The organism is Ligilactobacillus salivarius (assembly GCF_035231985.1).
Classification (GTDB): domain Bacteria; phylum Bacillota; class Bacilli; order Lactobacillales; family Lactobacillaceae; genus Ligilactobacillus; species Ligilactobacillus salivarius.
Genome location: NZ_CP117983.1, coordinates 1,231,359 through 1,256,211, shown reverse-complemented (window position 1 = coordinate 1,256,211; position 24,853 = coordinate 1,231,359). Strand labels below are relative to the sequence as shown.

24 protein-coding genes and 1 other RNA gene are annotated in these 24,853 nt (G+C 31.6%); 22 read left to right on the top strand and 3 right to left on the bottom strand.

All coding sequences use genetic code 11. From position 1 onward, the window contains the following. The first annotated feature begins 9 nt into the window (after positions 1-9). From ffs to PTA89_RS06160, 10 genes are all read left to right on the top strand, one after another. Positions 10-95, top strand: an RNA gene (gene ffs, locus PTA89_RS06205) — signal recognition particle sRNA small type. A 78-nt stretch (positions 96-173) separates the two neighbouring features. Next, positions 174-1,913, top strand: coding sequence for a DNA polymerase III subunit gamma/tau (gene dnaX, locus PTA89_RS06200; RefSeq protein ID WP_034997825.1), 1,740 nt, complete (start codon positions 174-176; stop codon positions 1,911-1,913). A 17-nt stretch (positions 1,914-1,930) separates the two neighbouring features. Then, positions 1,931-2,245: a YbaB/EbfC family nucleoid-associated protein gene (locus PTA89_RS06195; protein WP_080550229.1), complete on the top strand. Its 315-nt coding sequence runs from the start codon at positions 1,931-1,933 to the stop codon at positions 2,243-2,245. 26 nt (positions 2,246-2,271) lie between these two features. Further along, complete coding sequence (gene recR, locus PTA89_RS06190; RefSeq protein WP_004564332.1) at positions 2,272-2,871, top strand: recombination mediator RecR; 600 nt, start codon at positions 2,272-2,274, stop codon at positions 2,869-2,871. Beyond that, a complete protein-coding gene (locus PTA89_RS06185) occupies positions 2,849-3,124 on the top strand; it encodes a YaaL family protein (protein WP_003710524.1) in 276 nt (91 codons plus the stop codon). The genes recR and PTA89_RS06185 overlap by 23 nt, the downstream gene beginning before the upstream one ends. A 119-nt stretch (positions 3,125-3,243) precedes the next feature. Further along, complete coding sequence (gene tmk / locus PTA89_RS06180) at positions 3,244-3,870, top strand: dTMP kinase (RefSeq protein WP_003703369.1); 627 nt, start codon at positions 3,244-3,246, stop codon at positions 3,868-3,870. 34 nt (positions 3,871-3,904) lie between these two features. Further along, entirely contained in the window at positions 3,905-4,897 is a 993-nt protein-coding gene (gene holB, locus PTA89_RS06175; protein WP_099459691.1) for a DNA polymerase III subunit delta', read from the top strand. Between the two features lie 14 nt (positions 4,898-4,911). Beyond that, positions 4,912-5,256 carry a DNA replication initiation control protein YabA gene (locus PTA89_RS06170; RefSeq protein WP_003700660.1) on the top strand — a complete coding sequence of 115 codons (345 nt, stop codon included), beginning with the start codon at positions 4,912-4,914 and terminating at the stop codon, positions 5,254-5,256. Continuing rightward, the gene (gene rsmI / locus PTA89_RS06165) at positions 5,256-6,137 is read left to right on the top strand and encodes a 16S rRNA (cytidine(1402)-2'-O)-methyltransferase (protein ID WP_004564334.1); all 882 of its coding nucleotides are present in this window, start codon (positions 5,256-5,258) and stop codon (positions 6,135-6,137) included. Before PTA89_RS06170 ends, rsmI begins: the two co-directional genes overlap by 1 nt. Before the next feature lie 11 nt (positions 6,138-6,148). Then, positions 6,149-6,886 carry an acyl-[acyl-carrier-protein] thioesterase gene (locus tag PTA89_RS06160; RefSeq protein ID WP_099459692.1) on the top strand — a complete coding sequence of 246 codons (738 nt, stop codon included), beginning with the start codon at positions 6,149-6,151 and terminating at the stop codon, positions 6,884-6,886. 59 nt (positions 6,887-6,945) lie between these two features. Here PTA89_RS06160 and PTA89_RS06155 read toward each other — a convergent pair whose 3' ends face one another. Further along, a complete protein-coding gene (locus PTA89_RS06155; RefSeq protein ID WP_003706526.1) occupies positions 6,946-7,926 on the bottom strand; it encodes an asparaginase in 981 nt (326 codons plus the stop codon). Between the two features lie 151 nt (positions 7,927-8,077). Here PTA89_RS06155 and tsaB point away from each other — a divergent pair, with 151 nt between their 5' ends. The 3 genes from tsaB to tsaD are packed head-to-tail and all read left to right on the top strand — an operon-like array spanning position 8,078 to position 10,375. After that, positions 8,078-8,809, top strand: coding sequence for a tRNA (adenosine(37)-N6)-threonylcarbamoyltransferase complex dimerization subunit type 1 TsaB (tsaB, locus tag PTA89_RS06150; RefSeq protein ID WP_099459693.1), 732 nt, complete (start codon positions 8,078-8,080; stop codon positions 8,807-8,809). After that, the gene (gene rimI, locus PTA89_RS06145) at positions 8,796-9,320 is read left to right on the top strand and encodes a ribosomal protein S18-alanine N-acetyltransferase (RefSeq protein WP_235720951.1); all 525 of its coding nucleotides are present in this window, start codon (positions 8,796-8,798) and stop codon (positions 9,318-9,320) included. The genes tsaB and rimI overlap by 14 nt, the downstream gene beginning before the upstream one ends. A gap of 23 nt (positions 9,321-9,343) precedes the next feature. Further along, the gene (tsaD, locus tag PTA89_RS06140) at positions 9,344-10,375 is read left to right on the top strand and encodes a tRNA (adenosine(37)-N6)-threonylcarbamoyltransferase complex transferase subunit TsaD (protein ID WP_003710516.1); all 1,032 of its coding nucleotides are present in this window, start codon (positions 9,344-9,346) and stop codon (positions 10,373-10,375) included. Positions 10,376-10,438: 63 nt separating this feature from the next. Here tsaD and PTA89_RS06135 read toward each other — a convergent pair whose 3' ends face one another. After that, positions 10,439-12,388: an ABC-F family ATP-binding cassette domain-containing protein gene (locus tag PTA89_RS06135; RefSeq protein WP_201897566.1), complete on the bottom strand. Its 1,950-nt coding sequence runs from the start codon at positions 12,386-12,388 to the stop codon at positions 10,439-10,441. 173 nt (positions 12,389-12,561) lie between these two features. On the opposite strand from PTA89_RS06135, the gene PTA89_RS06130 reads away from it, so the two are divergent. Then, positions 12,562-13,203 carry a redox-sensing transcriptional repressor Rex gene (locus PTA89_RS06130; RefSeq protein WP_003710514.1) on the top strand — a complete coding sequence of 214 codons (642 nt, stop codon included), beginning with the start codon at positions 12,562-12,564 and terminating at the stop codon, positions 13,201-13,203. 103 nt (positions 13,204-13,306) lie between these two features. Here PTA89_RS06130 and PTA89_RS06125 read toward each other — a convergent pair whose 3' ends face one another. After that, positions 13,307-13,936, bottom strand: a complete 630-nt coding sequence (locus PTA89_RS06125) for a CPBP family intramembrane glutamic endopeptidase (RefSeq protein ID WP_003710513.1) — start codon at positions 13,934-13,936, stop codon at positions 13,307-13,309. Between the two features lie 195 nt (positions 13,937-14,131). Between PTA89_RS06125 and groES the strand changes: the two genes are divergently transcribed. The 8 genes from groES (at position 14,132) to hpf (ending at position 24,752) form a co-directional block, all read left to right on the top strand. Then, positions 14,132-14,416 (top strand): co-chaperone GroES, encoded by a 285-nt coding sequence (groES, locus tag PTA89_RS06120; RefSeq protein ID WP_003706535.1) that lies wholly within the window; start codon positions 14,132-14,134, stop codon positions 14,414-14,416. Positions 14,417-14,445: 29 nt separating this feature from the next. Then, positions 14,446-16,068, top strand: a complete 1,623-nt coding sequence (gene groL, locus PTA89_RS06115; RefSeq protein ID WP_003706536.1) for a chaperonin GroEL — start codon at positions 14,446-14,448, stop codon at positions 16,066-16,068. A gap of 192 nt (positions 16,069-16,260) precedes the next feature. Beyond that, entirely contained in the window at positions 16,261-18,663 is a 2,403-nt protein-coding gene (locus PTA89_RS06110) for a cation-translocating P-type ATPase (protein WP_201897567.1), read from the top strand. Positions 18,664-18,846: 183 nt separating this feature from the next. Next, positions 18,847-20,676: an APC family permease gene (locus PTA89_RS06105; protein WP_003700646.1), complete on the top strand. Its 1,830-nt coding sequence runs from the start codon at positions 18,847-18,849 to the stop codon at positions 20,674-20,676. 150 nt (positions 20,677-20,826) lie between these two features. Then, positions 20,827-21,918, top strand: a complete 1,092-nt coding sequence (locus PTA89_RS06100) for a glycosyltransferase family 4 protein (protein ID WP_003706538.1) — start codon at positions 20,827-20,829, stop codon at positions 21,916-21,918. Positions 21,919-21,997: 79 nt separating this feature from the next. After that, positions 21,998-23,335, top strand: a complete 1,338-nt coding sequence (locus PTA89_RS06095; protein ID WP_268857502.1) for a DEAD/DEAH box helicase — start codon at positions 21,998-22,000, stop codon at positions 23,333-23,335. Continuing rightward, entirely contained in the window at positions 23,332-24,018 is a 687-nt protein-coding gene (locus PTA89_RS06090; RefSeq protein WP_193524603.1) for a ComF family protein, read from the top strand. Before PTA89_RS06095 ends, PTA89_RS06090 begins: the two co-directional genes overlap by 4 nt. A gap of 179 nt (positions 24,019-24,197) precedes the next feature. After that, positions 24,198-24,752 (top strand): ribosome hibernation-promoting factor, HPF/YfiA family, encoded by a 555-nt coding sequence (hpf, locus tag PTA89_RS06085; RefSeq protein ID WP_003700641.1) that lies wholly within the window; start codon positions 24,198-24,200, stop codon positions 24,750-24,752. Positions 24,753-24,853: the final 101 nt, after the last annotated feature.

Below are 24,853 nucleotides of genomic sequence, written 5' to 3'. Positions count from 1 at the left end.
TGCCGCAAGGCCTTGAGGCAATGTTGTCTTTGTGAAGCGTGTCAGGTCCGGAAGGAAGCAGCACTAAGCAGAGTTCGCATGTGCCTTAAGTTAATATGAAATGTTAACTCTCGGTTTTGTTCTTGGAGCAACCGAGAGATTTTTTTTGATGAATTTTGGAAGGAGGAGTCTCTTTGAGTTATCAGGCTCTTTATCGAGTTTGGCGTCCACAAAGATTTATGGATCTAGTTGGTCAAGAAATGGTGACCAAAACTCTGAAAAATGCAATTATAACTCACCAAACCTCGCATGCTTACTTATTTACTGGTCCTAGAGGAACTGGTAAGACATCTGCAGCAAAGATTTTTGCCAAGGCTATAAATTGTCGCTTTTCAAAAGAAGGTGAGCCTTGTAACGAGTGTGAAACATGTAAGGCCATTACGGAAGGGCGTTTAAATGACGTTATTGAAATAGACGCGGCTTCTAATAATGGTGTAGAGGAAATTAGAGATATTAGGGATAAAGTAAAGTATGCGCCCACAGAAGCTGATTATAAAGTATACATTATTGATGAAGTTCATATGTTATCAACTGGTGCATTTAATGCTTTGTTAAAGACCCTTGAAGAACCTCCAGCAAATGTAGTCTTTATCTTGGCTACAACGGAACCGCATAAAATCCCGGCAACTATCATCTCAAGAACGCAGAGATTTGATTTTAAGAGAATAACTGCTGAGTCTATTTTACAAAGAATGATTTATATTTTAGATCAAAAAAATGTAGATTATGATGATAAAGCTTTAAAAGTAATCGCTAAAGCTGCTGAAGGTGGAATGCGTGATGCTTTAAGTTTACTAGATCAAGTAATCTCTTTTGGTGATAATAATGTTACTTTAGATAACGCATTATTAGTAACGGGGAGTGTTACACAAGAAAGTCTATTTAATTATCTGAAATTTGTACTATCTAAAGATACGACTAATGCTTTAAAAGAAATTCAGCAGATTGTAGAACAAGGTAAAGATGCCAATCGCTTAATTGAGGACTTAATTAATTATTGTAGGGATTTACTATTATACCAACAAGCACCAGAAATGGTTTCTGATGGCGAATTAGGTTTATTAGATGATAAATTTAAGAAATTATCTCAACAAATAAATGTTACTCAAATTTACCAAATCATAGATGAATTAAATAAACAGCAAGAGAATATGAGATTCAGTTCTCACCAATCTATTTATTTGGAAGTATTAACTGTCAAACTAACGCAATTAAGTACGAACAGTGAAGCTGATAGGGTATCGAATGTTGATTTGAGCCAAATTGAATTATTAAAGCAAAAAATAGAAAATTTACAACGTAAAGTGGATAGTTTATCCAGTAATACAATTCAAATTGAAAAGAATAATGAACCTAGAAAGCAAGTTAGAAAAAATACAACAAAGGGACAAAAAAATGTTAAAATTAATTTGTCACAAGTTTATAGTGTATTAAACAATGCTACAAGGCAATCACTAAATGAATTGAAGCAAGTTTGGCCAGATTTAATGAATATGTTATCTGTTACTCAAAGAGCAATTATGCATGTTAGTGAGCCTGTTGCAGCTAGTGAAAATGGTGTTGTTGTTGGCTTTGAATATGCATTTTTATGCCAAAAGGCTCTTGAAGACCAAGAGTTGATAGATACTCTGGAAAATGGATTAGATAGACTAATTGGAAAGGTTCCAAGTTTAGTATTGATTCCAGTAGAAAATTGGCCTGAAATAAGAAGTAACTATCTTAAACAAAGAAAAAATGGGACAGTAGTTATTACTGATGATACAAATGAACAATCTCAGGATAATAATGATCAATCTGCTTCAACTCAGCCAACTATTATACAAAAAGCTGAGGAACTATTTGGTACAGACATTGTTGAAATAAAAAATGATTAATTGAAAGGATATGATGAATAATGATGCGTGGTATGAACATGCAAAGTATGATGAAACAAATGCAAAAACTACAAAAGAATATGAAAAAGGATCAAGATGAGCTAAATGCAACTATTTTTGAAGGTCATGCAGCTGATGATGCTGTAGTAGTAAAATTTACTGGTGATCACAAGATGACAGATATATCTATCAAGGAAGAAGCTGTTGATCCAGATGACGTAGATATGTTACAAGATTTAGTACTTATGGCAGTTAATGATGCTATGAACAAGATTGATAAACAAACACAAGAAACAATGGGCAAATATTCTCGTAATATTCCAGGACTATAATTTTTCTAGAAGGAAGGGGTTATTAGATGCAATATCCAGAACCTATTTCTAAATTAATTGATAGTTATATGAAATTACCAGGAATTGGTAGTAAAACGGCAACTAGATTAGCATTCTATACAATTGATATGCAAGAGGATGATGTGACTGAATTTGCTCAATCTCTGATCTCTGCTAAAAGAGATTTAAGTTATTGCAGTATTTGTGGCAATATTACTGAAAGTGATCCTTGCATGATTTGCGCTGATAAATCGCGAGATAATAGTAAGGTTGTTGTTGTTGAACAACCAAAGGATGTAATGTCATTAGAAAGAATGAATGAGTATCATGGTTTGTATCATGTACTCCATGGTGTATTATCTCCAATTGAAGGAAAAGGTCCTGAAGATATAAATATTGCTTCTCTTTTAAGAAGACTGCAGAAAAATGGAGCAATAAAGGAAGTTATCATTGCTACTAATGCAACCCCTGAAGGAGAAGCAACTGCTATGTACATTGCTCGTTTAGTAAAACCAGCTAATATAAAGGTTACTAGATTAGCACATGGATTAGCTGTAGGTAGTGATATTGAATATGCAGATGAGATGACATTATTTAAAGCTATTGAAGGACGACAAGAAATTTAAGGTGGTGGGTATTCTGTTCGGTAGAAATAAAAAGAAATTACGCAAAGAATACGATGAAGAACTACTTTATTTAATAGATCAGGCTAAAAAAAATTGGGATCACGCTAGACAAACAGAACAAGCTGTATATGAAGTAGATGAGGAATTAGTGGCTGAAACTCAGCTTGCAAAAGCTAAATATCAATTTTTATATCAAGAAGCTAAGTTGCGAAATGTCAGGGGACATATTCAATCCTCTGTAATAGATCATTAATTAAAGAAAGAGGAATTGTAATTTAAAATAGCAGTTCCTCTTTTTATTTTTTGCAATTAGACATAAAGAAAAAATTAAAGTAGAATTGAATTAATATTATATGCAATGAGGTTTTTTTATTGGAAGGAAAATTTATAACATTTGAAGGTATTGATGGTTCAGGTAAAACAAGTGTATTAAAGGGTGTTATAGAGCATCTAAATGGTAAGAAAATAGATAATTATATTTGGACCAGAGAACCCGGTGGAAATAGAATATCAGAAGCTATCAGAAAGATCATTTTAAATGTTGAATATACGGAAATGGATGCAAGAACAGAGGCATTACTATATGCGGCAGCTAGACGACAACATTTAGTTGATACAGTACTACCAGCTTTGAATGAAGGAAAGTTAGTCCTATGTGATCGTTTTGTTGATAGTTCTGTAGTATATCAAGGAGTAGCTAGGGATATAGGTGTAGAGCCAGTTATTAAATTAAATGAGTTTGCTACTGAAAATCTCAAACCAGATTTAACTTTATACTATGATGTTGAACCGGAGATAAGTTTGAAGAGAATTAGCAATAATCGTCAAAATCAAGTAGATAGATTAGATAAAGAATCTATGGATTTTTATCATAAGGTAAGACAAGCTTATTTATCATTAGCTGAAAGCAACAAAGAAAGAATTAAAGTTATTGATGCAAGCCAAAATTTAGATAAGGTTATAGATGATACATTATCTATTTTAAATAATTTTATGTAATTTCCATAGTTAGAATTAGAGGTATCCAACTAAAATGAAAATGTCTATAACGGAAAGACAACCGTTTTTAACGAAACATTTTGCAAAATTGATTAGAGAAAACAAGCTGGTACATGCATATTTACTATCAGGCGCTGAAGGTACTGGAAAAATAGAATTAGCAAAGTGGATTGCTAAGGGGATATTCTGTTTAAATTCACAAAATGGAGTACCTTGTTTAAAGTGTTCTGAATGTAATAGAATTGAGAATAATAATCACCCAGATGTAGTTACTATTATGCCAGACGGATTATCAATAAAAGTTGAGCAAATAAGATATTTGAAGTCGGAGTTTAATAAGAGTGGGGTAGAAAGTGATAGGAAAGTATTTATTATCCAAGATGCTCAGAAAATGTCAATTGGAGCTGCAAATAGTTTATTGAAATTCTTGGAAGAACCATCTGGAAATATAACAGCTTTTTTATTAACATCAGAACCACAAAAATTGTTACCAACTATTATTTCAAGGTGTCAAGAAGTTGAAATGCAACAACTTACTTCTGGACAATTGGAGCAAGAATTAATTTCAGAAGGTATTTCTGAGAAAAATAGTCATATTTTAGCCAATCTTGCTCAAAGTGTAGTTGAGGCTAAAAAAATTAATGATAATGAAAATTTTGATAAGATTTTAGCAACTGTCAATAATTGGTATCGAAAATTGTTAAGAAAAGATTTATTATCATTTGTAATGATTCAATCAAAAATTATCGGACTTATTCAAAATAAAGAAGATCAAAATCTAGTATTACAAGTTATAATATTAACTGTACGTGATACAGTTTTAGAACGTTTTGGATTGACAGAAGAAATAGTCTTTAAAGAAAATATAGATTTTATCCAACAAAATACTGCACAGATAGCAAATAGTAAATTGATTAATAGCTTAAATTTGGTGGTAGAAAGCAATAGAAAGTTAGCAAGTAATATATCTATGCAAAATATGTTAGAAACTTTAACGTTAAATTTGTTTGATTGCTATTTTAAATAAATAGGAGTGGTACTGTGAATAAACGAGAACTATATGATAGTTTTGAAGAATTGGAGAAACAAACAAAATTTACATTATCTCAAATTGAACGGATAAAAGCTGAGATGGGTAAAGTAATTGAAAAGAATGCAGAGTTAGAAATTGAAAATCAACATTTAAGAGAACATTTGCATGAAATTGAGCAGAAACAAAAAGGCAACAAGGAAGGAACAGAACTCTCTAAATCTAGAAAGAATTTAGAAAAATTGTATGAGGAAGGATTTCATGTCTGCAATGTGGATAATATGTATGGTTCACGAAGAGTTAATGATGAGCCATGTGTATTTTGCCAGGATGTGATATATGGTGATAGGCATTAATGGTATTACAAGTAATTAGTAGTTTCAAAGGACAAACTTCAAATGGAATTTTATATTTGGTTCCAACTCCTATTGGAAACTTAGGAGATATGACACCTAGAGCGATAGAAGTTTTAGGTGAAGTAGATTTAATAGCAGCAGAAGATACTAGAAATACCCAAAAGCTATTAAATCATTTTAATATCAGTACTAAACAAATTAGTTTTCATGAACATAACACTCAGGAAAGAATACCTAAGTTAGTTGAAAAGTTAAAGACAGGTATAAATATTGCACAAGTTAGCGATGCAGGTATGCCATCTATAAGTGATCCTGGGCATGAATTGGTTGAGGCGTGTATTAAAGAAGATATACCAGTTGTACCACTACCAGGAGCTAATGCAGGTATAACAGCGTTAATAGCTTCGGGATTAATTCCACAGCCATTTTATTTCTATGGTTTCTTGCCACGAAAAAATAGTGAACAGAAACAAGAATTAACGAATTTAAAAGGACATACTAGCACAATTATTTTCTATGAAGCTCCACATCGATTGAAAAAGACCTTAAAGAATATGTTAGAGGTGCTGGGAAATAGAAAAGTTGTATTATGCCGCGAATTGACTAAAAAATTCGAAGAATTTATTAGGGGAAATTTAGAAGAAGTAATGGAATGGGCAAATACTTCTGAGATTCGTGGAGAATTTGTAATAATACTAGATGGTAATCATAATGAACAAGTAGAAGAGAATAAGGTAACCACTGATTTAAGTATTGAAGAACAGGTAAAAGAGTTGATTGAAGATAGGAATTTAAAACCTAATCAAGCAATTAAAGAAGTAGCTAAAGAAAATGGACTAAAAAAACAGGAAGTATACAATTTATATCATCATTTGGATTAGAGGTAATATAAATGGTAGCCAAGAGATACAATGAGAAACATCGGGTAGTTTTCTACGAAACTGATGTAACTAAGAATATAAATATTGGAATGTTAGTTGATTTGATGATGTTAGCATCGGAAAATCAGAGTGAACAATTAGGTATAGGAACAGATAAAGTAAATGGTCTAGGATATGGATGGGTTATTACTCAACATGTTTTGGAGATTGAACGCCTTCCTAAGATAAATGAGGAAGTTAAAATTTGGACAGAAGCAGATTCTTATAATAAATATTTTTGTTATCGCGAATTTGGAATAGATGATATGGATGATAATCCGTTAGTAAGGATGCATACAATCTTTGTATTAATGGATTTTAAAAATAGAAAAATTTCTCAGATTGTACCAGAACTTATTATACCTTTTGGGGCAACTGAAACTCCTAAGGTGAAACGATATAAAAATGTTAAAAAGATAAAGGAAATAGACAATCATAAAAAATATCAAGTTCGTTTTATGGATATAGATTCAAATCATCACGTTAATAATGTACACTACTTTGACTGGATGTTAGATACGTTAGACTATGATTTTCTTAGCAAACATACGCTAAAGAAGATAAATATTCAGTATAAACAAGAAATTACATATGGTGATATAGTAACAAGCAATATCCAAATAATAAATAGTAATGATACAATTACTACTTTACATGAAGTTAAGAATAATGATAAAGTATCATGTTTAGCTGAATGTGAGTGGATATAAAAGAAAAGGCACTGACAATAGATAGAATAATAATTCTATTGTCAGTGCTTATTTTATTATTATGAGATTGCATCGCTAACAAAATTAACTAAATCTTTACCTTTCAAGCCGGCACTAATACCAACTAATAATTTTATTCGAGCTTTTTGACCATTTAATCCTTGGCAGAATATGACGCCCATCTCCTTTAACTGAACACCGCCACCTTCGTAAGAATAAACATCTTCAGCGATACCATTAAAACATCTAGAAACTAAAACGACAGGAATATTTTTATCAATGATTTTCTTTAAACTAGGAAGTACATGTGGTGGAAGGTTTCCAGCACCAAGAGCTTCTATAACTAAACCATTAGTATTACTTGTATCGCTAGCAATAAAATTAAAAAGTTCATTATCCATACCAGCATATGCTTTTAATAAATATACATGATTTACAACATTTTGGATAGGTAAGGCAGTATGTCTAAGTAACTCTTCAAAAAATGAAACTTTATGTTTAGATACTAAACCAATTGGTCCAAAAGTTGGAGTTCTAAAAGTTGCAACATTGGTTGTATGAGTTTTTGTAACATATCTAGCAGTATGAATTTCATCATTCATTACTACTAAAACACCTTTACCATGAGCTTCATCACTAGCAGCAGTTTGAATAGCTGTTTGAAAATTATGTAGACCATCAGATCCAATTTCATTTGCGGATCGCATTGCACCAGTAATAACGATAGGAAATTTACTAGGAATGGTTAAATCCAAAAAATAAGCAGTTTCTTCAAGAGTATCTGTACCGTGAGTGATAACAACACCATCAATATTTTCATCAGCAGCACGTAAAATTCTTTTTTCCAGTAGAAGCATTTGTTTAGGTCCAATATGTGGAGAAGGATAATTGAAAATATCTTCAGTAATTAAGTTTAATTTTCCAGCAAAAGGATTAGCAAATTGATTAAGAGGATTAGAAGAATCGGGAGATACAGCACCATTTTGATCTTCAGACATTGCAATTGTTCCACCAGTATGTAGTATTAATATGTTTTTCAAATTAAACCACCTCATAAGAATAAATATATGTAAGCTAATTATAACTACCTAAAAAATGAATGTCGAGAAAGAATTAAGATAACAGATTTTTAATCAATAAGTTAGTGTGATAAAATTATACGAGTAAAACTCAAACGAGGTGAATATAATTATGAAAATATTGGCAATAGATACGTCTAATAGACCTCTAAGTGTGGCAATATTAGAAGATAAAAGATTGTTAGCAGAAACTACTACTAATGTTTTAAAAAATCATAGTACTACACTTATGCCAATTGTAGAAGATTTATTAAAAAAAGCTGCAACAACGATTCAAGAAATAGATAGATTTGTTGTTGCTAAAGGTCCAGGTTCATATACGGGTTTAAGAATAGGAGTTACTACGGCAAAGACTTTTGCGTTTACTTTAAATAAAGAATTGGTGGGGGTTTCTAGTTTAAAAGTATTGGCGGCAAACTATAAAAATACTAATAGGATTATTGTCCCTTTATTTGACGCTAGAAGACAAAATGTTTTTGCCGGGGTATATCGTTGGGAAAATGGAGAATTGGTTAATGTAATGCCTGACGGGCATATTTCTTTAGAAAAACTTCAAGAAAAATTAAAAGGCAATGAAATTGTCTTTGTGGGTGAAGATGCAATTAAGTTAGAAAAAGAAATTGGTGAATTCTTTACTGGAGAAGACTATATTTTTGCTGAAGGAAAAGATAATTATCCGTCAGCAATGGTGTTAGGTGTTTTAGGACAGAAAGAAAGCGTAGTAGAAAATATTAACGATTTTATTCCAGATTATTTGAGATTAACACAAGCTGAAAAGCAGTGGCTAGATAAGAATAGTGATGAAAAAATTAAGTACGTTAAAAAATTTAATGACCAATTATAAAACAATGTTTAAACAATATAAGAAAGTTTATTCTTTTGAGGAATGTTTATATCAAAATAGAATTACTTTAAGGCAAGCTATAGTTACAGATATTAATAGTTTTCTACAAATTGAAGAAGACGTTTATGATGGAAAAACACCATGGAATCATACAGCGTTTTTGCAAGAAATGTTGAACAATAGACGTTCGATTTATATATCTGCAGTAGCTAAAAATGAAGTTATTGCATTTATAGGTGTAGACTTTTATCCATTAAAATGTGAAGCACATATTACTAATTTTGCAGTTGTTACTCCATATCAAGGACAAGGACTAGCAAAGTTTATGATGAAAAAAGTAATGGATTTTTGCAAAGATGAAGGCTATAAAGTAATTTCTTTAGAAGTGAACAATAATAACATTATTGCGAAATCATTGTACGCTAAAATGGGTTTTAAAGAAGGAAAATTCTTAAAAAATTATTATACTGAAACTTTGGAAGATGCAATAGAAATGTACGTCTATTTATAATTTAAAATTTAAGGTGGAGAATAATGGATAAAAAAGATAATATAATTTTAGCTTTTGAATCTAGTTGTGATGAGACAAGTGTAGCAGTAGTAAAAAATGGAAATGAAATCTTGTCAAACATAGTTGCAACTCAAGTGGCTAGTCATCAAAGATTTGGTGGGGTTGTTCCAGAAGTTGCTTCAAGACATCACATTGAACAGATAACATATTGCATACAAGATGCTCTTGATGAAGCTAATATAGATTACGAGGACTTGGATGCGATAGCAGTGACTTATGGTCCAGGGTTAGTGGGTGCTTTATTAGTAGGTGTAGCTGCTGCTAAAGCCATTGCATTTGCACATAATTTACCATTAATTCCAGTAAATCATATGGCTGGACATATCTATGCCGCAAGATTTATAGGAGAGATAAAATTTCCAGCTTTAGCTTTATTAGTATCGGGAGGACATACTGAATTAGTATATATGCCTGAGGAAAATAAATTCCAAATAATTGGTGAAACTCGTGACGATGCAGCTGGAGAAGCTTTTGATAAAGTAGGTAGAGTAATGGGAATGAAGTATCCGTCTGGTAAGGAAATCGATGAATTAGCTAAAACGGGGAAAGATACTTTTAATTTTCCAAGAGCGATGGAGAAAGAAGATAACTTTGATTTTAGTTTCAGTGGTTTGAAGAGTGCGTTTATTAACACTGTACATCATGCTAGTCAAATTGGAGAAAAACTTGATAAGGCAGATTTAGCTACAAGTTTTGAACAAAGTGTAGTTGATGTATTAAGTAGCAAAACTGTCAAAGCATTGGGACATTTTAAGGTAAAACAATTAATTCTTGCTGGAGGCGTAGCTGCTAATCAAGGATTAAGAACAAGATTAGATAAGGAATTAACAGCATTTAAAGATGTAGAATTGTTGAAAGCACCTTTGAAATTATGTGGTGATAATGCAGCGATGATAGGTGCTGCTGGATATGTGGCTTTCAAGCATGGTGTTCGAGCTGACATGACATTGAATGCTGAACCAAGTCTAGAATTTGAATGGATGGTAGAAAAATAAAAAGATGTGAGACTTAGTATGACTAGAGTGAGCATAACTCTGGTATTAAGTCTTACATCTTTTTTATTGTAATCCTTCTAATTCTAAACTTAGTTCAGTCCATTTACTTTCGGCTTCATTTAAATCATTTGTTGCCTTAGATAGCTTTGTGTGTAACTCATCCATTTTTTGTGGATCATTGAAATTATCAGGTAGTGTCATTTCTTGCTCTATATTAGTTTTTAATTCTTCAAGACGTTCCATTTCAGATTCAGCATCATCAACTAAACGTTGTAATTTACGCTGTTGTTTTTGTAATTCTTTACTTTTCTTATAGTTAAGTTGCTTTTGAGAAGTTTTTGAAACTTGTTGATCATCTTGAGATTGTTCTGCCTCTTTAGCTGCTTCAATTGCTTCTAATTCAGCTTTTTTCTCTAAATAATAATCATAGTTACCAAGGTATAAGTTACTTCCCTCTGGAGTGATTTCAAGAACGGTATCAGCGACTTGATTGATGAAGTAACGGTCATGGGAAACAAATAAGATGGTTCCTTCAAAATCAATTAAAGCACTCTCTAATACTTCTTTACTATCTATATCTAAATGATTAGTGGGTTCGTCGAGCATTAAGAAATTATCTTCTTGTAGAGCAAGTTTTGTTAATGTTAATCTGGCCTTTTCCCCACCAGAAAGATTATGTACTACTTTTTTAACATCATCACCGACAAATAAGAAACTACCTAATAATGAGCGAACGTCTTTTTCTAACATATTAGGATGATCATCCCAGATTTCATTTAAGACAGTTTTTTTATCATGTAGGTTTTGTTGTTCCTGATCGTAGTACCCAGTTTGAACATTAGTACCAAAAGTAGCAGATCCATGGATGAAAGGAATATTTCCTAAAATACTCTTTAGTAAGGTGGATTTGCCAATTCCATTAGGTCCGACAACAGCCATTGCATGATGTTTGCGTAATTCGAAAGTGATAGGATTTGAAATAACTTTTGAATCATAGCCAATAGCAGCATCTGTAACCTTTAAAACTACATTTCCACTTTCCTTGCTAGCATGAAATTTAAAATGAGGGCCTTTTTCTTCACCTTCAGGACGCTCTAATCTATCCATTTTCTCTAATTGTTTTCTTTTACTTTGAGCTCTTTTAGTTGTGGAAGCTCGAACTAAGTTTTTATTAACAAAATCCTCTAATTTTTGAATTTTCACTTGTTGCTTTTCATATTCTTTCCATTGAGTACGCAAGCGAGAAGCTTTTTCTTCAATATAATGAGAATAATTTCCAACATAATGACTAGAATGTTGATGACTTAATTCATAAACTTCATTGACAACTTTATCTAAGAAGTAGCGGTCATGTGAAACAATTAAAAGGGCACCGGTATAACCTTGGATATAATTTTCTAACCAAGTCAAAGTTTCAATGTCGAGGTGGTTAGTAGGTTCGTCAAGGATTAATAAATCACGTTTTTCTAAAAGTAATTTAGCTAAAGCTAAACGAGTTTTTTGTCCACCTGATAAGTCAGAAACCATTTTTCCATAGTCTTCTTCAAAGAATTGGAAACCATGTAAAACAGCTTTTACTTCATTTTCATAACCATAACCATTATTTTCTTGGAAGTCATGTTGTAATTGATCATATTGATTTAATAATTGTTGATATTCCTTAGATTCATGTGGAATTGACGGAGAAGCAATCTTTTCTTCAAGTTGATGAATCTTAGCTTCCATCTTTTGCAAGGGTTCAAAGACACTTAACATTTCATCTAATACATTTTTAGTAGATTCTAATCCTGTATGTTGTGCTAAATATCCAATAGTTAAATCTCGTTTAGTAACGATTTTTCCTTCATCTGGAAGTGATTCACCGATTAACATTTTTATTAGTGTAGATTTTCCTGCTCCGTTGCGACCAACAAGTGCGATCTTGGAATTATCTTTTATATCAAGATTGACATTCTCAAAAAGGATATCTGCTCCAAAATGTCGGGCAACTTGCTGTGCTTGTAAAAGTAGCATAAAATCACCTTTTCTATTAATTTACTGTATTATAACACTAAGACGATTTATAGTGTAACATAGAAATTTCACAAATAAAAACGTTAAAGATGATAATTAAGCCAATATATTGTATAATTGTGGAGCTATGTGTTAAACTTATGTTAAATATTTCACGAAAAGAGGAAAGTCTAATGGCAGAAGTAAAGATTCCGCAGGCTACTGCAAAACGTCTACCGATATATTATCGTTATCTAAGACTATTATCTAATTCTGGAAAGAATAGAGTTTCTTCAACAGAATTAGCTGAAGCCGTAAAAGTAGATTCTGCTACTATTCGACGTGATTTTTCGTATTTTGGTGCTTTAGGTAAACGTGGTTACGGATATGATGTACAAAGTTTACTTGATTTTTTTACTAAGCAATTAAATCAAGATACGTTAACTAATGTTGCTTTGGTTGGGGTTGGTAATTTAGGACATGCTTTATTGAACTTTAATTTCCATCAAAGTAATCATGTAAGAATTAGTGCAGCATTTGATGTAAATGAAGATATTACGGGAACAATTCAAAGTGGAATTCCAGTATATCCAATGTCTGATATGAAAGAACAATTAAAGTTACAGCAAATTGAAATTGTAATTTTAACTGTTCCAGCTCCTGTAGCACAAAAAGTTACAGATGAGTTAGTGGAAGTTGGTGTAAGGGGAATATTGAATTTTACACCACTTAGAATTACTGTACCAGAAAATATACGTGTGCAAAATGTAGATTTGACGAATGAAATGGAAACTTTGATTTATTTCTTGAATCATTTTGGAAGCACAGAAGAGTAGTGTTACATAGAAGACCGAAATGAGTCTCAAAATAAAAATTGCTGAAGATTATGATGTTATCTAATCACATTAATCTTCAGCAATTTTTTGATATTAATAACTTCTAAAGCGATGATAGAAGTATAATAAACAAGTTTAGAAATATATGACTAAAAGTAGAAGTAATAATCGTTCCAGTCCGATAGTAAATATAGCAAAACAAAAGGCCAATACTAGCATAGATAAGGAAATGACCATCCATATGAGCTAAACTAAATAGAAGACTGGAAATTAAGGCAGCAGGTAGAAAAGGGATGAATCTTGAAAAATTTCCAAATAAAACTTTTCTAAAAATTAACTCTTCCATTACAGGTGCAACAATTCCAGGTACTAAAATGTAGTATGGGTAATGGTGAACAATTTCTAACAATAGGTTAGTATTAGCTGAATATGATGAAAAATGAAAAAGTCCTGATTCGATACGAGATAATCCAATTTGAATTATGAGGGCACCGACCATACCAAGGATACTCCAGAGTAAAATAGATTTAAGTTTAATAGTTTTATATTCTAATTTATTTTTAAAAGAGAATCTATGATTGAGATAAACAATAAACAACATGCAGAGTATTCCAATAATAGTTTCAACCAAATAAAAATTATGACTTTGATTATAAAAAATATTGAATATTGCTAACAAAATTTGATAACCAATATAGGTTAGCAATAAGGGAATAGAATTTCTTTGTTCCAAATTAATTATCACCTTTCATTTTTAAGTTTAATTGTACCATTAACAGGTCAAATAAAAAAATTAGCACTCTAATGTGTCGAGTGATAAAAAATACTTGCAATTTATATTTAAAGTGGTTATAGTATTAATTGTAGTTAGCACTCAAGAGTTGAGAGTGCTAAATGATACAGATGATTGATATTGGAGGGATTAGACGTGCTTAAACCATTAGGAGATCGCGTTGTTTTAAAAGTTCAAAAGGAAGAAGAACAATCCATTGGTGGAATTGTTATCGCAAGTAATGCAAAAGAAAAGCCTACAACAGGTGAAGTAATTGCTGTTGGTAACGGACGTATCTTAGACAATGGACAAAGGGTTGAACCTGAAGTAAAAGTTGGTCAATCAGTTGTTTTTGATAAGTATGCTGGTTCTGAAGTTAAATATGAAGGCGAAGAATATTTAGTAATCCGTGAAAATGACATTATTGCGGTTATAGATTAATTTTTAATTAATTTGAGGTGAAGAGATTTATGGCAAAGGAAATTAAGTTTTCAGAAGATGCTCGTTCAAAGATGTTGAAGGGTGTAGATAAATTAGCAAATACAGTAAAATCAACTATTGGTCCTAAAGGCCGTAATGTTGTTTTGGAACAATCTTATGGTTCCCCCACAATTACAAATGATGGTGTAACAATTGCTAAGGCTATTGATTTAGAAGATCATTTCGAAAATATGGGAGCAAAATTGGTGTCTGAAGTTGCTTCTAAGACAAATGATATTGCAGGTGATGGTACAACAACTGCTACTGTTTTAACACAAGCTATTGTAAATGAAGGTATGAAGAATGTAACTGCTGGTGCAAACCCAGTTGGAATTCGTCGTGGTATTGAATTAGCAACTAAGGCTGCAGTTGATGCATTACATGAAATGTCCCATACAGTAGAATCCAAGAGTGATATTGCACAAGTTGCTTCTATTTCATCTGCTAACGAAGAAGTTGGTAAATTAATTGCCGATGCTATGGAAAAAGTTGGTAATGATGGTGTTATTACAATTGAAGAATCTAAAGGTATCGATACTTCTTTAGATGTTGTTGAAGGTATGCAATTTGATAGAGGATATCTATCACAATATATGGTAACTGATAATGATAAGATGGAAGCTGATTTAGATAATCCATACATTTTATTAACAGATAAGAAGATTTCAAACATTCAAGAAGTATTACCATTATTGCAATCAATTGTACAACAAGGTCGTCCATTATTGATTATTGCTGATGATGTAGACGGTGAAGCATTACCTACACTTGTTTTGAACAAGATTCGTGGAACATTTAACGTTGTTGCAGTTAAAGCTCCAGGATTTGGCGATCGTCGTAAGGCAATGTTACAAGATATTGCTACATTGACAGGTGCTACTGTTATCACAGATGACTTAGGCTTACAATTGAAAGATACAACAGTTGAACAATTAGGTTCTGCTGGAAAAGTAACAGTAACTAAGGAAAATACAACAATTGTTGAAGGTGCTGGTGATAAGGACAAGATTGCTGAACGTGTAGAACAAATTAAGAAGCAAATTAGTGAAACAACTTCTGATTTTGATCGTGAAAAATTACAAGAACGTTTGGCTAAATTATCTGGTGGTGTTGCAGTTATTAAAGTTGGTGCTGCAACTGAAACAGAATTGAAAGAACGTAAGTACCGTATTGAAGATGCTTTGAATGCTACACGTGCTGCTGTTGAAGAAGGATTTGTTCCTGGTGGTGGTACAGCATTGGTAAATGTTATTGGTAAAGTTGCTGCTTTGGAAGAAGAAGGCGACGTACAAACAGGTATTAACATTGTAAAACGTGCTTTGGAAGAACCTGTTCGTCAAATCGCAGAAAATGCAGGTTTAGAAGGTTCTGTAATTGTTGAAAAATTAAAGGAACAAAAACCAGGTGTAGGTTTCAATGCTGCTACAAATGAATGGGTTGACATGGTTGAAGCTGGTATTGTGGATCCTACAAAGGTAACTCGTTCAGCACTTCAAAATGCAGCTAGTGTATCTGCTTTATTATTAACAACAGAAGCAGTAGTTGCTGATAAGCCAGAACCAGAAAGTAACGACCAAATGCCTGCAACACCAGGTATGGGTGGTATGATGTAATCTAGGTTTAGATTACTAAATTAAAATAAGTAATAAACACTGAGATTTCAGTCATGAAATTTCAGTGTTTATTTTTTTAAAATTATATAATATTTTAAATGTATTATATAAAAGTTAAAGATTGTTCAATGATTTTATTATATCCTACATGTTATACTAACATTAGTGATAGTTAGGGATTGGGGGATAGTAATGAAAAAATCAAGTAACGAAAAAATTGACATAAATAGGATAACTCCTAATGCAGACTATGGGCTTACGGATAAACAAGTGGAAAAATATAAGAAAAATGGTTGGAGTAATGAGGCAGTGAAACCACCTGTACGTACTGCCAAAGAAATAGTTGCAGAAAATATATTTACATATTTTAATTTGATATTTTTAATATTAACTTTACTTTTATGTTTAGTAAATTCATTTAGAAACTTAACCTTTTTACCGATTATTATTGCAAATATTTTTATTGGGATAATTCAAGAATTAAGGGCAAAAAAAGTTGTTGATAAGTTAACGATGCTAAATGTTCCGCAGGCTATGGTAGTAAGAAATGGAGAGGTTACACAAGTAAATGCAGAAGATTTAGTATTAGATGATATTGTAATCTTTAAAATGGGGAATCAAATTTTAGCTGATAGTGAAATTGTAAGTGGAGAAGTTTTAGTAAACGAATCTTTATTGACAGGTGAGTCTGATGAAATTCCTAAAAAGCCAGGAGATAAATTAATGTCAGGTAGCTTTATTATTGCTGGAAAGTGTAGAGCAAGACTAACAGCGGTTGGCAAAGACTCATATATTTCTAAGTTAACATTAGAAGCTAAGAAAATGAAAAATGTTGAACGTTCTGAAATGATCCAAGATCTTGATATATTAGTAAAATTTGTAGGTGTAGCGTTAGTTCCGATTGGAATTGTCTTATTTATACAAGGGATTTTCATAAATCATGAAAGTTTACATGACAATATAACATCTATGGTAGCAGCTGTTTTAGGTATGATACCAGAGGGGCTGTATTTGTTAACAAGTGTAGCACTAGCTGTTAGTTCCATGAGGCTAGCTAAGAAAAAAGTATTGCTTCATGATATGAAAAGTATTGAAACTCTAGCAAGGGTAGATGTTTTATGTGTAGATAAAACAGGAACAATTACTGAAAATGAAATGAAAGTAGAAAAAATAAAAGCAATCGATGTAGAGAACAGAGATGCCTTTGAAGAGTTATTAGCAAAGTTTGTTTATGCAATAGATGAAAGTAATAATACTATGAAAGCTATAAGAAATTATTGTAAACAGACGAGTAAAGTAATAGCAAGTGAAATCATTCCATTTACATCAAAAAATAAGTATAGTGGGGCTGTTTTTGAAAATGATGCATACATATTAGGTGCTCCTGAATTTGTATTGCGTGAAGATTTTCCATTATATCAAGATAATATTAATGAAGATACTAAAAAAGGATACAGAGTACTAGTGTTTGGAAAAGCTTTAGATGGTTTTATGGATAAGAAAATTACAGGTAAAGTAATTCCTATAGGATATGTATTAATAACAAATCCCATAAGAAAAGAGGCACCTGCAACATTTAATTATTTTAAGGAGCAGGGAGTAGAAGTAAAGGTTATTTCTGGAGATAATCCGCAAACTGTTTCAGAAATATCTAAAAAAGCACAGATTGAAAATGCAGATTTGTACATTGATGCTACAAAGTTAGAGACAAAAGAGGACCTAGCTGAAGCAGTTAAAAACTATAATATTTTTGGTAGGGTGACACCAACGCAAAAAAGAGAAATTATACGAATTTTGAAAGAACAAGGAAGAACTGTTGCTATGACAGGCGATGGAGTAAATGACGTGCTAGCACTGAAAGATGCAGATTGTAGTATAGCTATGGCGTCTGGTAGTGATGCTGCAGTTTATTCATCGCAAGTAGTGCTGTTGGAATCGAATTTTTCATGTATGCCTGATGTGGTTTTAGAAGGAAGACGTGTAGTAAATAACATTCAACGTTCTGCTAGTTTGTTTTTGGTAAAGAATATATTTTCCTTTTTCTTATCAATGTTAGCAGTTATTTTATCATTTACTTATCCTTTAAAGCCTGCACAAGTTTCATTGATAGGGATGTTTACAATTGGAATACCAGCCTTTTTCCTAGCGTTACAACCTAATAAAGAAAAGATAGAAGGGCGATTTTTATCTAATATATTACTAAGGGCCTTTCCAGCAGGAATAACTGATGTGATAGTTGTGGAAATGATGGTACTTCTAGCTTCGATGTTTGAAATAAAATATACAGATTATTCAACAGCTTCTACTATTTTATTATCTATAGTAGGATTGATAGTTTTGTATAAGACTTGTAAGCCATTCAATGTCCTTAGAGTAACCGTTTATGTGGGATGTATCTTAGGATTGATAGGAAGTTGTGTGTTTTTACCATGGCTATTTGGCATCACATTGCCATCAAAAGAATGTATTGTTTTATTAATATTAATTGTAATAACGATTAATACGTTATTAAGTTATACAACCAAAATTGTTAACTTAGTTCGAAATGGTTTTATTAAAATTAGAAATAAAATCAAAAGTATTTTTAATAATTAATGGTTAATTTTTAACGAGACCTATGTGACAAAATTCTAACAAATTTACTTTTTTAAACATTTTGATTAAATAGCTGTTGAAACTTTGAATGAAATATGATTTTATATAATTTGTATCAAAATATTCTTAACATTTAGTTAAGAAAAGAGAAAAATAGATAATTAAATTAAGGGAGCAATTATTATGTGGCGTTACTTAAAAAGATTACTTATTGGGGAGCCGCTTAAGACAACAGAAGAAGGCGGCCAAGCGTTAACAAAATTTAAAGCTCTAGCATTACTTTCATCAGATGCTTTATCCTCAGTTGCTTATGGTACAGAACAAATCACAACAGCTTTATTTGTTTTATCTGCAGCAGCTACATGGTATGCAGTTCCAGCAGCAGGAATAGTATTGATTTTACTTTTTGCAATAACTATGTCATATCGACAAATTATCCATGCGTATCCTTCTGGTGGTGGTGCTTATGTTGTTGCTACGCAGAACTGGGGAACAGGTGCAGGATTAGTAGCTGGAGGTTCTTTATTAGTTGACTATATGCTTACGGTAGCTGTATCTGTAACATCTGGTACAGAAGCAATCACTTCTGCGATACCTTCTTTGAGGGCTCATAGTGTAGGTATATCTATTTTAATTGTCCTGTTCATTATGACTTTGAATTTAAGAGGATTGCGTGAATCAGCTTCATTTTTGACGGTTCCAGTATATTTCTTTGTAATTATGATTGTAGCTTTGGTGGGTTGGGGATTGTTTAATATCTTCACAGGTAATATCCACTATGCTGCAGCTGCGCATGTCGGTCAAGCAGTTCCTGGAATGTCAGTGCTTTTATTCTTAAAAGCTTTTTCTGCAGGTTCTTCCTCATTAACAGGGGTTGAAGCTATTAGTAATGCAGTTCCAAACTTTAAGAAACCTAAACGTAAAAATGCTGCTAATACATTAGGAATTATGGCATTGATTTTGGGTATCTTCTTTGCTGGAATTACATTCTTAAGTTACTACTTAGGTATTTTACCTAATTCCAAGCAAACAGTTTTATCACAAATAGGTATTGCCGTATTTGGGCATGGAGTGCTATTTTATCTATTACAATTGGCAACTGCGATGATTTTAGCTGTTGCTGCTAATACAGGTTTTTCAGCATTCCCAATCCTTGCATATAATCTTGCCAAGGATAAATTTATGCCACATATGTTTATGGACAAGGGTGATCGCTTAGGATACTCTAATGGTATTATTGCATTGGCAATTGGCGCGATTACTTTGATTTTAATTTTCCATGGACAAACTAATCTATTGATACCTTTATATGCAGTAGGTGTGTTTGTGCCATTTACTTTATCTCAGTCTGGAATGATCATTCATTGGTTTAGAGAACGAGGTAAACATTGGATTTTAAACTCAATGTTTAATTTGGTAGGTGCTCTAATTTCATTGGCTCTAGTTATTTTCTTGTTCTGGTTACATTTTGCAAATGTATGGCCATATTTGATTATCATGCCAGCATTGATTTTTGGATTCTATAAGATACACGATCACTATGTGAAGATTGCCGCTCAATTAAGATTAAGCAATGATGCTCAATTGCATGATTATGACGGTTCAACTGTTATTGTATTAGTTAGTTCTGTAACTCATGTAACTACTGGTGCTATTAACTATGCTCGTTCAATTGGTGACTATGTAATTGCAATGCATGTTTCGTTTGATACTAACCCTAAAAAAGAACACGAAACTGCTAAGGAATTTAAGGAATCATTTGGCGATGTGAGATTTGTTGATTTACATTCATCTTATCGTTCGGTTCAGACACCTGTTATTAGATTCTGTGATGTTATTGCTAAGAAAGCTGCGGAAAGAAATTATTCAGTTACGGTCTTGGTACCTCAATTTGTACCTAAGAAACCTTGGCAAAATATCTTGCATAACCAAACAGCATTACGTTTAAGAACAGCTTTGAATTCTCGAGAAAACATCATTGTTTCAACTTATAATTATCATTTGAAAAAATAATTAAAATAAGGATTGGCGATGTTAAATTGTCAATCCTATTTTATTTTAGGTATTAATGACTAATTTGATAAGTTATGATAAGATAGCGGTATATAATAAATTGTTAAAACATAGTTCTACATATAGTTAGAACTTAAGAAAGAGGATAATATGTATAGAATTATAGCATCTCTATTTGCAACAATGATTCTATCAGCTATTTTGACTCCGTTTATAAGATTGTTAGCATTTAAAGTAGGAGCTGTTGACAATCCAAATGCTCGTCGTGTAAATAAGGTTCCTATGCCGACAATGGGTGGATTAGCTATTTTTTTAGCATTTAATGTGACTAATTTTCTTTTATTGAGAAAGCAATACCCAATCGAACAATTGTGGGCATTATTGTTAGCAGAATGTATAATTTTAGCTACTGGAATAATAGATGATATTTATGAATTAAAACCTAGACAGAAAATATATGGAATAACTTTAGCAGCTTTAGTAGTATTTTTTATTGCTAAAATTAAAATGACAACTATTACATTACCATTTTTAGGTACAGTAACTTTAGGGTGGTTAAGTTTACCAATAACACTAATATGGATTTTAGCAATTACTAATGCAGTTAATTTAATTGATGGATTAGATGGATTAGCAACTGGAGTAGCAATTATTGCTTTATCTACCAGTGCAGTTACAGGGTATTTCTTTTTAAATGTAACTAATACTTTTATATCAATAATGATGTTTACGTTAGTAGCAGCATTGATAGGATTTTTGCCATATAATTTTCATCCTGCTAAGATATATTTAGGTGATACGGGATCTTTATTTATAGGTTTCATGATCTCGGTTTTTGCATTATATGGTTTGAAGAATGCGACATTTATTACAATAATAATTCCAGTTATTATTTTAGGGGTACCAATAACTGATACTGTCTATGCAATTTTACGAAGAATTTTAAATAAAAAACCAATTTCACAAGCTGATAAGCATCATTTGCATCATAGACTAATGCAAATGGGATTGAGTCATAGACAAACCGTATTAGTTATTTATGGAATAGCATTGATTTTTTCATCTATTTCATTGCTATATCCTATTTCTAGTTTTTGGGGCTCTATTTTATTGACAGTGGCTACACTATTGGGACTAGAAATTTTTGTTGAGGTTATTGGATTAGTTGGTGAATCACGACGTCCATTATTGAATTTTATAAAAAAAATAGTTCTCTTGTCTGAAAATAAAATAGAAAAATAAAAAATGACAGAAAATATTTAGTATTTTCTGTCATTTTTGCGTATATAGAAAGTAGAAAATATTGGGAGGGCAAGTATGGATGGATTTTAATGAAATGGCTGGTCGTTTAGTAGTAGTCGATAAATCGGAAGAAAAAATAATGTCATCTGATAATATTGAAATTTATCAAGCAATTAAGGTTTTTAAAAATAAAATAAAATGTAATCGTTGTGGGAAAGTAACAACTAAGGAAAGAGCTAAACTACCCTATGATAATTACTATTGCCCGAAATGTATTGTTTTAGGAAGAGTCAGTACATTGAATAATTTAGTTCATGTTATTGAGGATAATCATTTTAATAATGTTGATGAAATTTTAACGTGGGACGGGAAATTGTCTAAATTTCAAGAGGTATGCTCTAATGAACTAATTAATATAATTGGAAAAAATACGGAGCATTTATTATGGGCGGTTACGGGAGCTGGAAAAACTGAAATGCTATTTAAACCAATAGCTGAAGCTCTAAGAAAAAATTTTCGTATAGCGATTGCTTCTCCTAGAGTGGATGTATGTAATGAATTATACCCACGTTTAGATAAAGCTTTCAAAAAGATTGATAAAATTCTTTTGCATGGAAGAAGTGAAGAAACATATAGATATACTCAACTGGTAGTATGTACAACACATCAATTATTAAAATTTAAAGAAGCTTTTGATGTACTGATAATTGATGAAGTCGATGCTTTTCCATATGTTAATAATAAAGAATTATTATTTGCAACTAAACAGGCTATTAAGAAAACAGGGACTCTTATTTATCTAACTGCTACGCCTAGTAATGAGTTGGCAAAAAAGATAAAAAGAGGGAATATATCTATAAGTTATTTACCAATGAGATTTCATCAAAATGCTTTACCTACTATAAAAGTAGAATTTACAAATAATTGGTGGGGATTTATTTTACAAGGGAAATTGGATACAAAAATTAAAAAGTATCTAAAAAAATGGGAGCAAAATGGAAAGCAGTTCTTAGTATTTGTACCTCATGTTGCTATGTTAAATAAAGTAAGAGAAGTAATTAAAGCAGTCTTAGCTAGTAAAATAAAAGGTGATACAGTTCATGCAGCTGATGAATATCGAATTGAAAAAGTACAAAAAATGAGAAACAAAGAGTATACGTATTTAATAACAACAACAATTTTAGAAAGAGGAGTTACTTTTCCGGAAATCGATTTACTAGTGTTAGGTGCTGACAATAGTGTGTTTTCAACATCTGCTTTAGTTCAAATTGCTGGGAGGGTTGGGCGCAGTGTTAGTAGACCAGATGGTGATGTAATATTTATCTGTGATAGATATACAAGAAAGGTAAAAGATGCACAAAAGCAAATAGAATTTTTAAATAAAAAAGCTAAAAAATTGAGAGAAGGTATCTCATGAATTGCTTATTATGCAACAACACAATTGATTTTAAATTAAATATTAAATGGATTTTATCGTTAGAAAAATATAAGCGAGACAATGTTTGTAAAAGATGTAGAGAAGAATTGGGAAAATGTAAGATAGATAATGCTTGTGAAGGATGTGGGAGAGAACAAAAAAATTTATTATTATGTAATGACTGCATTAAGTGGAAAAATAATAACAAAATCTTATTGAATAATAAGTCTATATATACATATGATAATTTAATTATCAAAAAATATTTCGAAAGATATAAGTTTATGGGAGACTATTATTGGAGAAAAATTTTTAACATAGAGTTTAAAAATTTTATAACGAATAACTATCCCTCTAAAGATTGGATATATATTCCTATTCCAGTGGATGAATATACAATGCAACATAGAGGTTTCAATCAAGTAGAAGGATTAATAGGAGATCTACCTTATTCAAGAGTTCTGAAGATGAAGGAAATAAGAAGGGATAAAAAGCAGTCAGAAAAAAGTAGAAGTGAGCGTTTGAAAACACAACAACCATTTGACTACATAGGTGATAAACTACAAGGAAATTATGTCATAGTAGACGATGTTTATACAACAGGAAGAACTCTATATTATGCTCAAGAATTACTACTAAAAAATGGAGCTAGTAGAGTATGTTCAGTAACTTTAGCAAGATGAGTTAAAAAATTATTGTAAACTTAAATAAAATTTATAAAGAAATTACATAAAACTTGATAAATTTATTTGATAATTTAAACGCTTTCTATTATAATATAGGTAGAAAGAGTGATAAAAGTTTTTTTATTTACTCTCTATATAAGTCTAATAAGACTTAGTTGTGAAAGGAGAGGTTTACCATGTTAAAAATCAATGTTCGTGGTGAAAATATTGAAGTTACAGGAGCAATCCGTGAATACGTTGAAAAGAGATTAGCAAAATTAGAGAAGTTCTTTGATAATACTGCTGATTCAACGGCTCACGTAAACTTAAAGGTGTACTCAGACAAGACTGCAAAGGTAGAAGTAACAATTCCATTGCCATATCTTGTTTTGAGAGCAGAAGAAACCTCACCTGATATGTATGCAAGTATTGATCTTGTTACAGATAAACTTGAACGCCAAATTAGAAAATACAAGACTAAAGTAAATCGTAAGTCTCGTGAAAAAGGCTTTAAGAATTTTGAATTTGCACCTGTTGCAGATGAAAAAGAAGAAGTAGAAGATAAGAAGTTTGAAATCGTTCGTACTAAGCGTCTATCTTTGAAACCAATGGATAGCGAAGAAGCTGTATTACAAATGGACATGTTAGGTCATGACTTCTTCATTTATGAAGATGCAGAAAATGGTGGTATAAATATTGTATATCGTCGTCGCGATGGCCGTTATGGTTTAATTGAAGCTAGTGAAGACTAAGCTTAATTAATAATTAATTGCTCTAAATACTCCATAGATTAGTCTATGGGGTATTTTATTTTGATGAGCAATGCTATAATTTTTCTTAATGATACGATAAT

Coding starts and splice junctions, on each gene's coding strand:
- recR (WP_004564332.1), top strand. CDS start 2,272: ATGCAATATCCAGAACCTATTTCTAAATTAATTGATAGTTATATGAAA.
- holB (WP_099459691.1), top strand. CDS start 3,905: ATGAAAATGTCTATAACGGAAAGACAACCGTTTTTAACGAAACATTTT.
- rsmI (WP_004564334.1), top strand. CDS start 5,256: ATGGTATTACAAGTAATTAGTAGTTTCAAAGGACAAACTTCAAATGGA.
- PTA89_RS06160 (WP_099459692.1), top strand. CDS start 6,149: ATGGTAGCCAAGAGATACAATGAGAAACATCGGGTAGTTTTCTACGAA.
- tsaB (WP_099459693.1), top strand. CDS start 8,078: ATGAAAATATTGGCAATAGATACGTCTAATAGACCTCTAAGTGTGGCA.
- rimI (WP_235720951.1), top strand. CDS start 8,796: ATGACCAATTATAAAACAATGTTTAAACAATATAAGAAAGTTTATTCT.
- tsaD (WP_003710516.1), top strand. CDS start 9,344: ATGGATAAAAAAGATAATATAATTTTAGCTTTTGAATCTAGTTGTGAT.
- PTA89_RS06135 (WP_201897566.1), bottom strand. CDS start 12,388: ATGCTACTTTTACAAGCACAGCAAGTTGCCCGACATTTTGGAGCAGAT.
- PTA89_RS06130 (WP_003710514.1), top strand. CDS start 12,562: ATGGCAGAAGTAAAGATTCCGCAGGCTACTGCAAAACGTCTACCGATA.
- groL (WP_003706536.1), top strand. CDS start 14,446: ATGGCAAAGGAAATTAAGTTTTCAGAAGATGCTCGTTCAAAGATGTTG.
- PTA89_RS06110 (WP_201897567.1), top strand. CDS start 16,261: ATGAAAAAATCAAGTAACGAAAAAATTGACATAAATAGGATAACTCCT.
- PTA89_RS06105 (WP_003700646.1), top strand. CDS start 18,847: ATGTGGCGTTACTTAAAAAGATTACTTATTGGGGAGCCGCTTAAGACA.
- PTA89_RS06100 (WP_003706538.1), top strand. CDS start 20,827: ATGTATAGAATTATAGCATCTCTATTTGCAACAATGATTCTATCAGCT.
- PTA89_RS06095 (WP_268857502.1), top strand. CDS start 21,998: ATGGATTTTAATGAAATGGCTGGTCGTTTAGTAGTAGTCGATAAATCG.
- PTA89_RS06090 (WP_193524603.1), top strand. CDS start 23,332: ATGAATTGCTTATTATGCAACAACACAATTGATTTTAAATTAAATATT.
- hpf (WP_003700641.1), top strand. CDS start 24,198: ATGTTAAAAATCAATGTTCGTGGTGAAAATATTGAAGTTACAGGAGCA.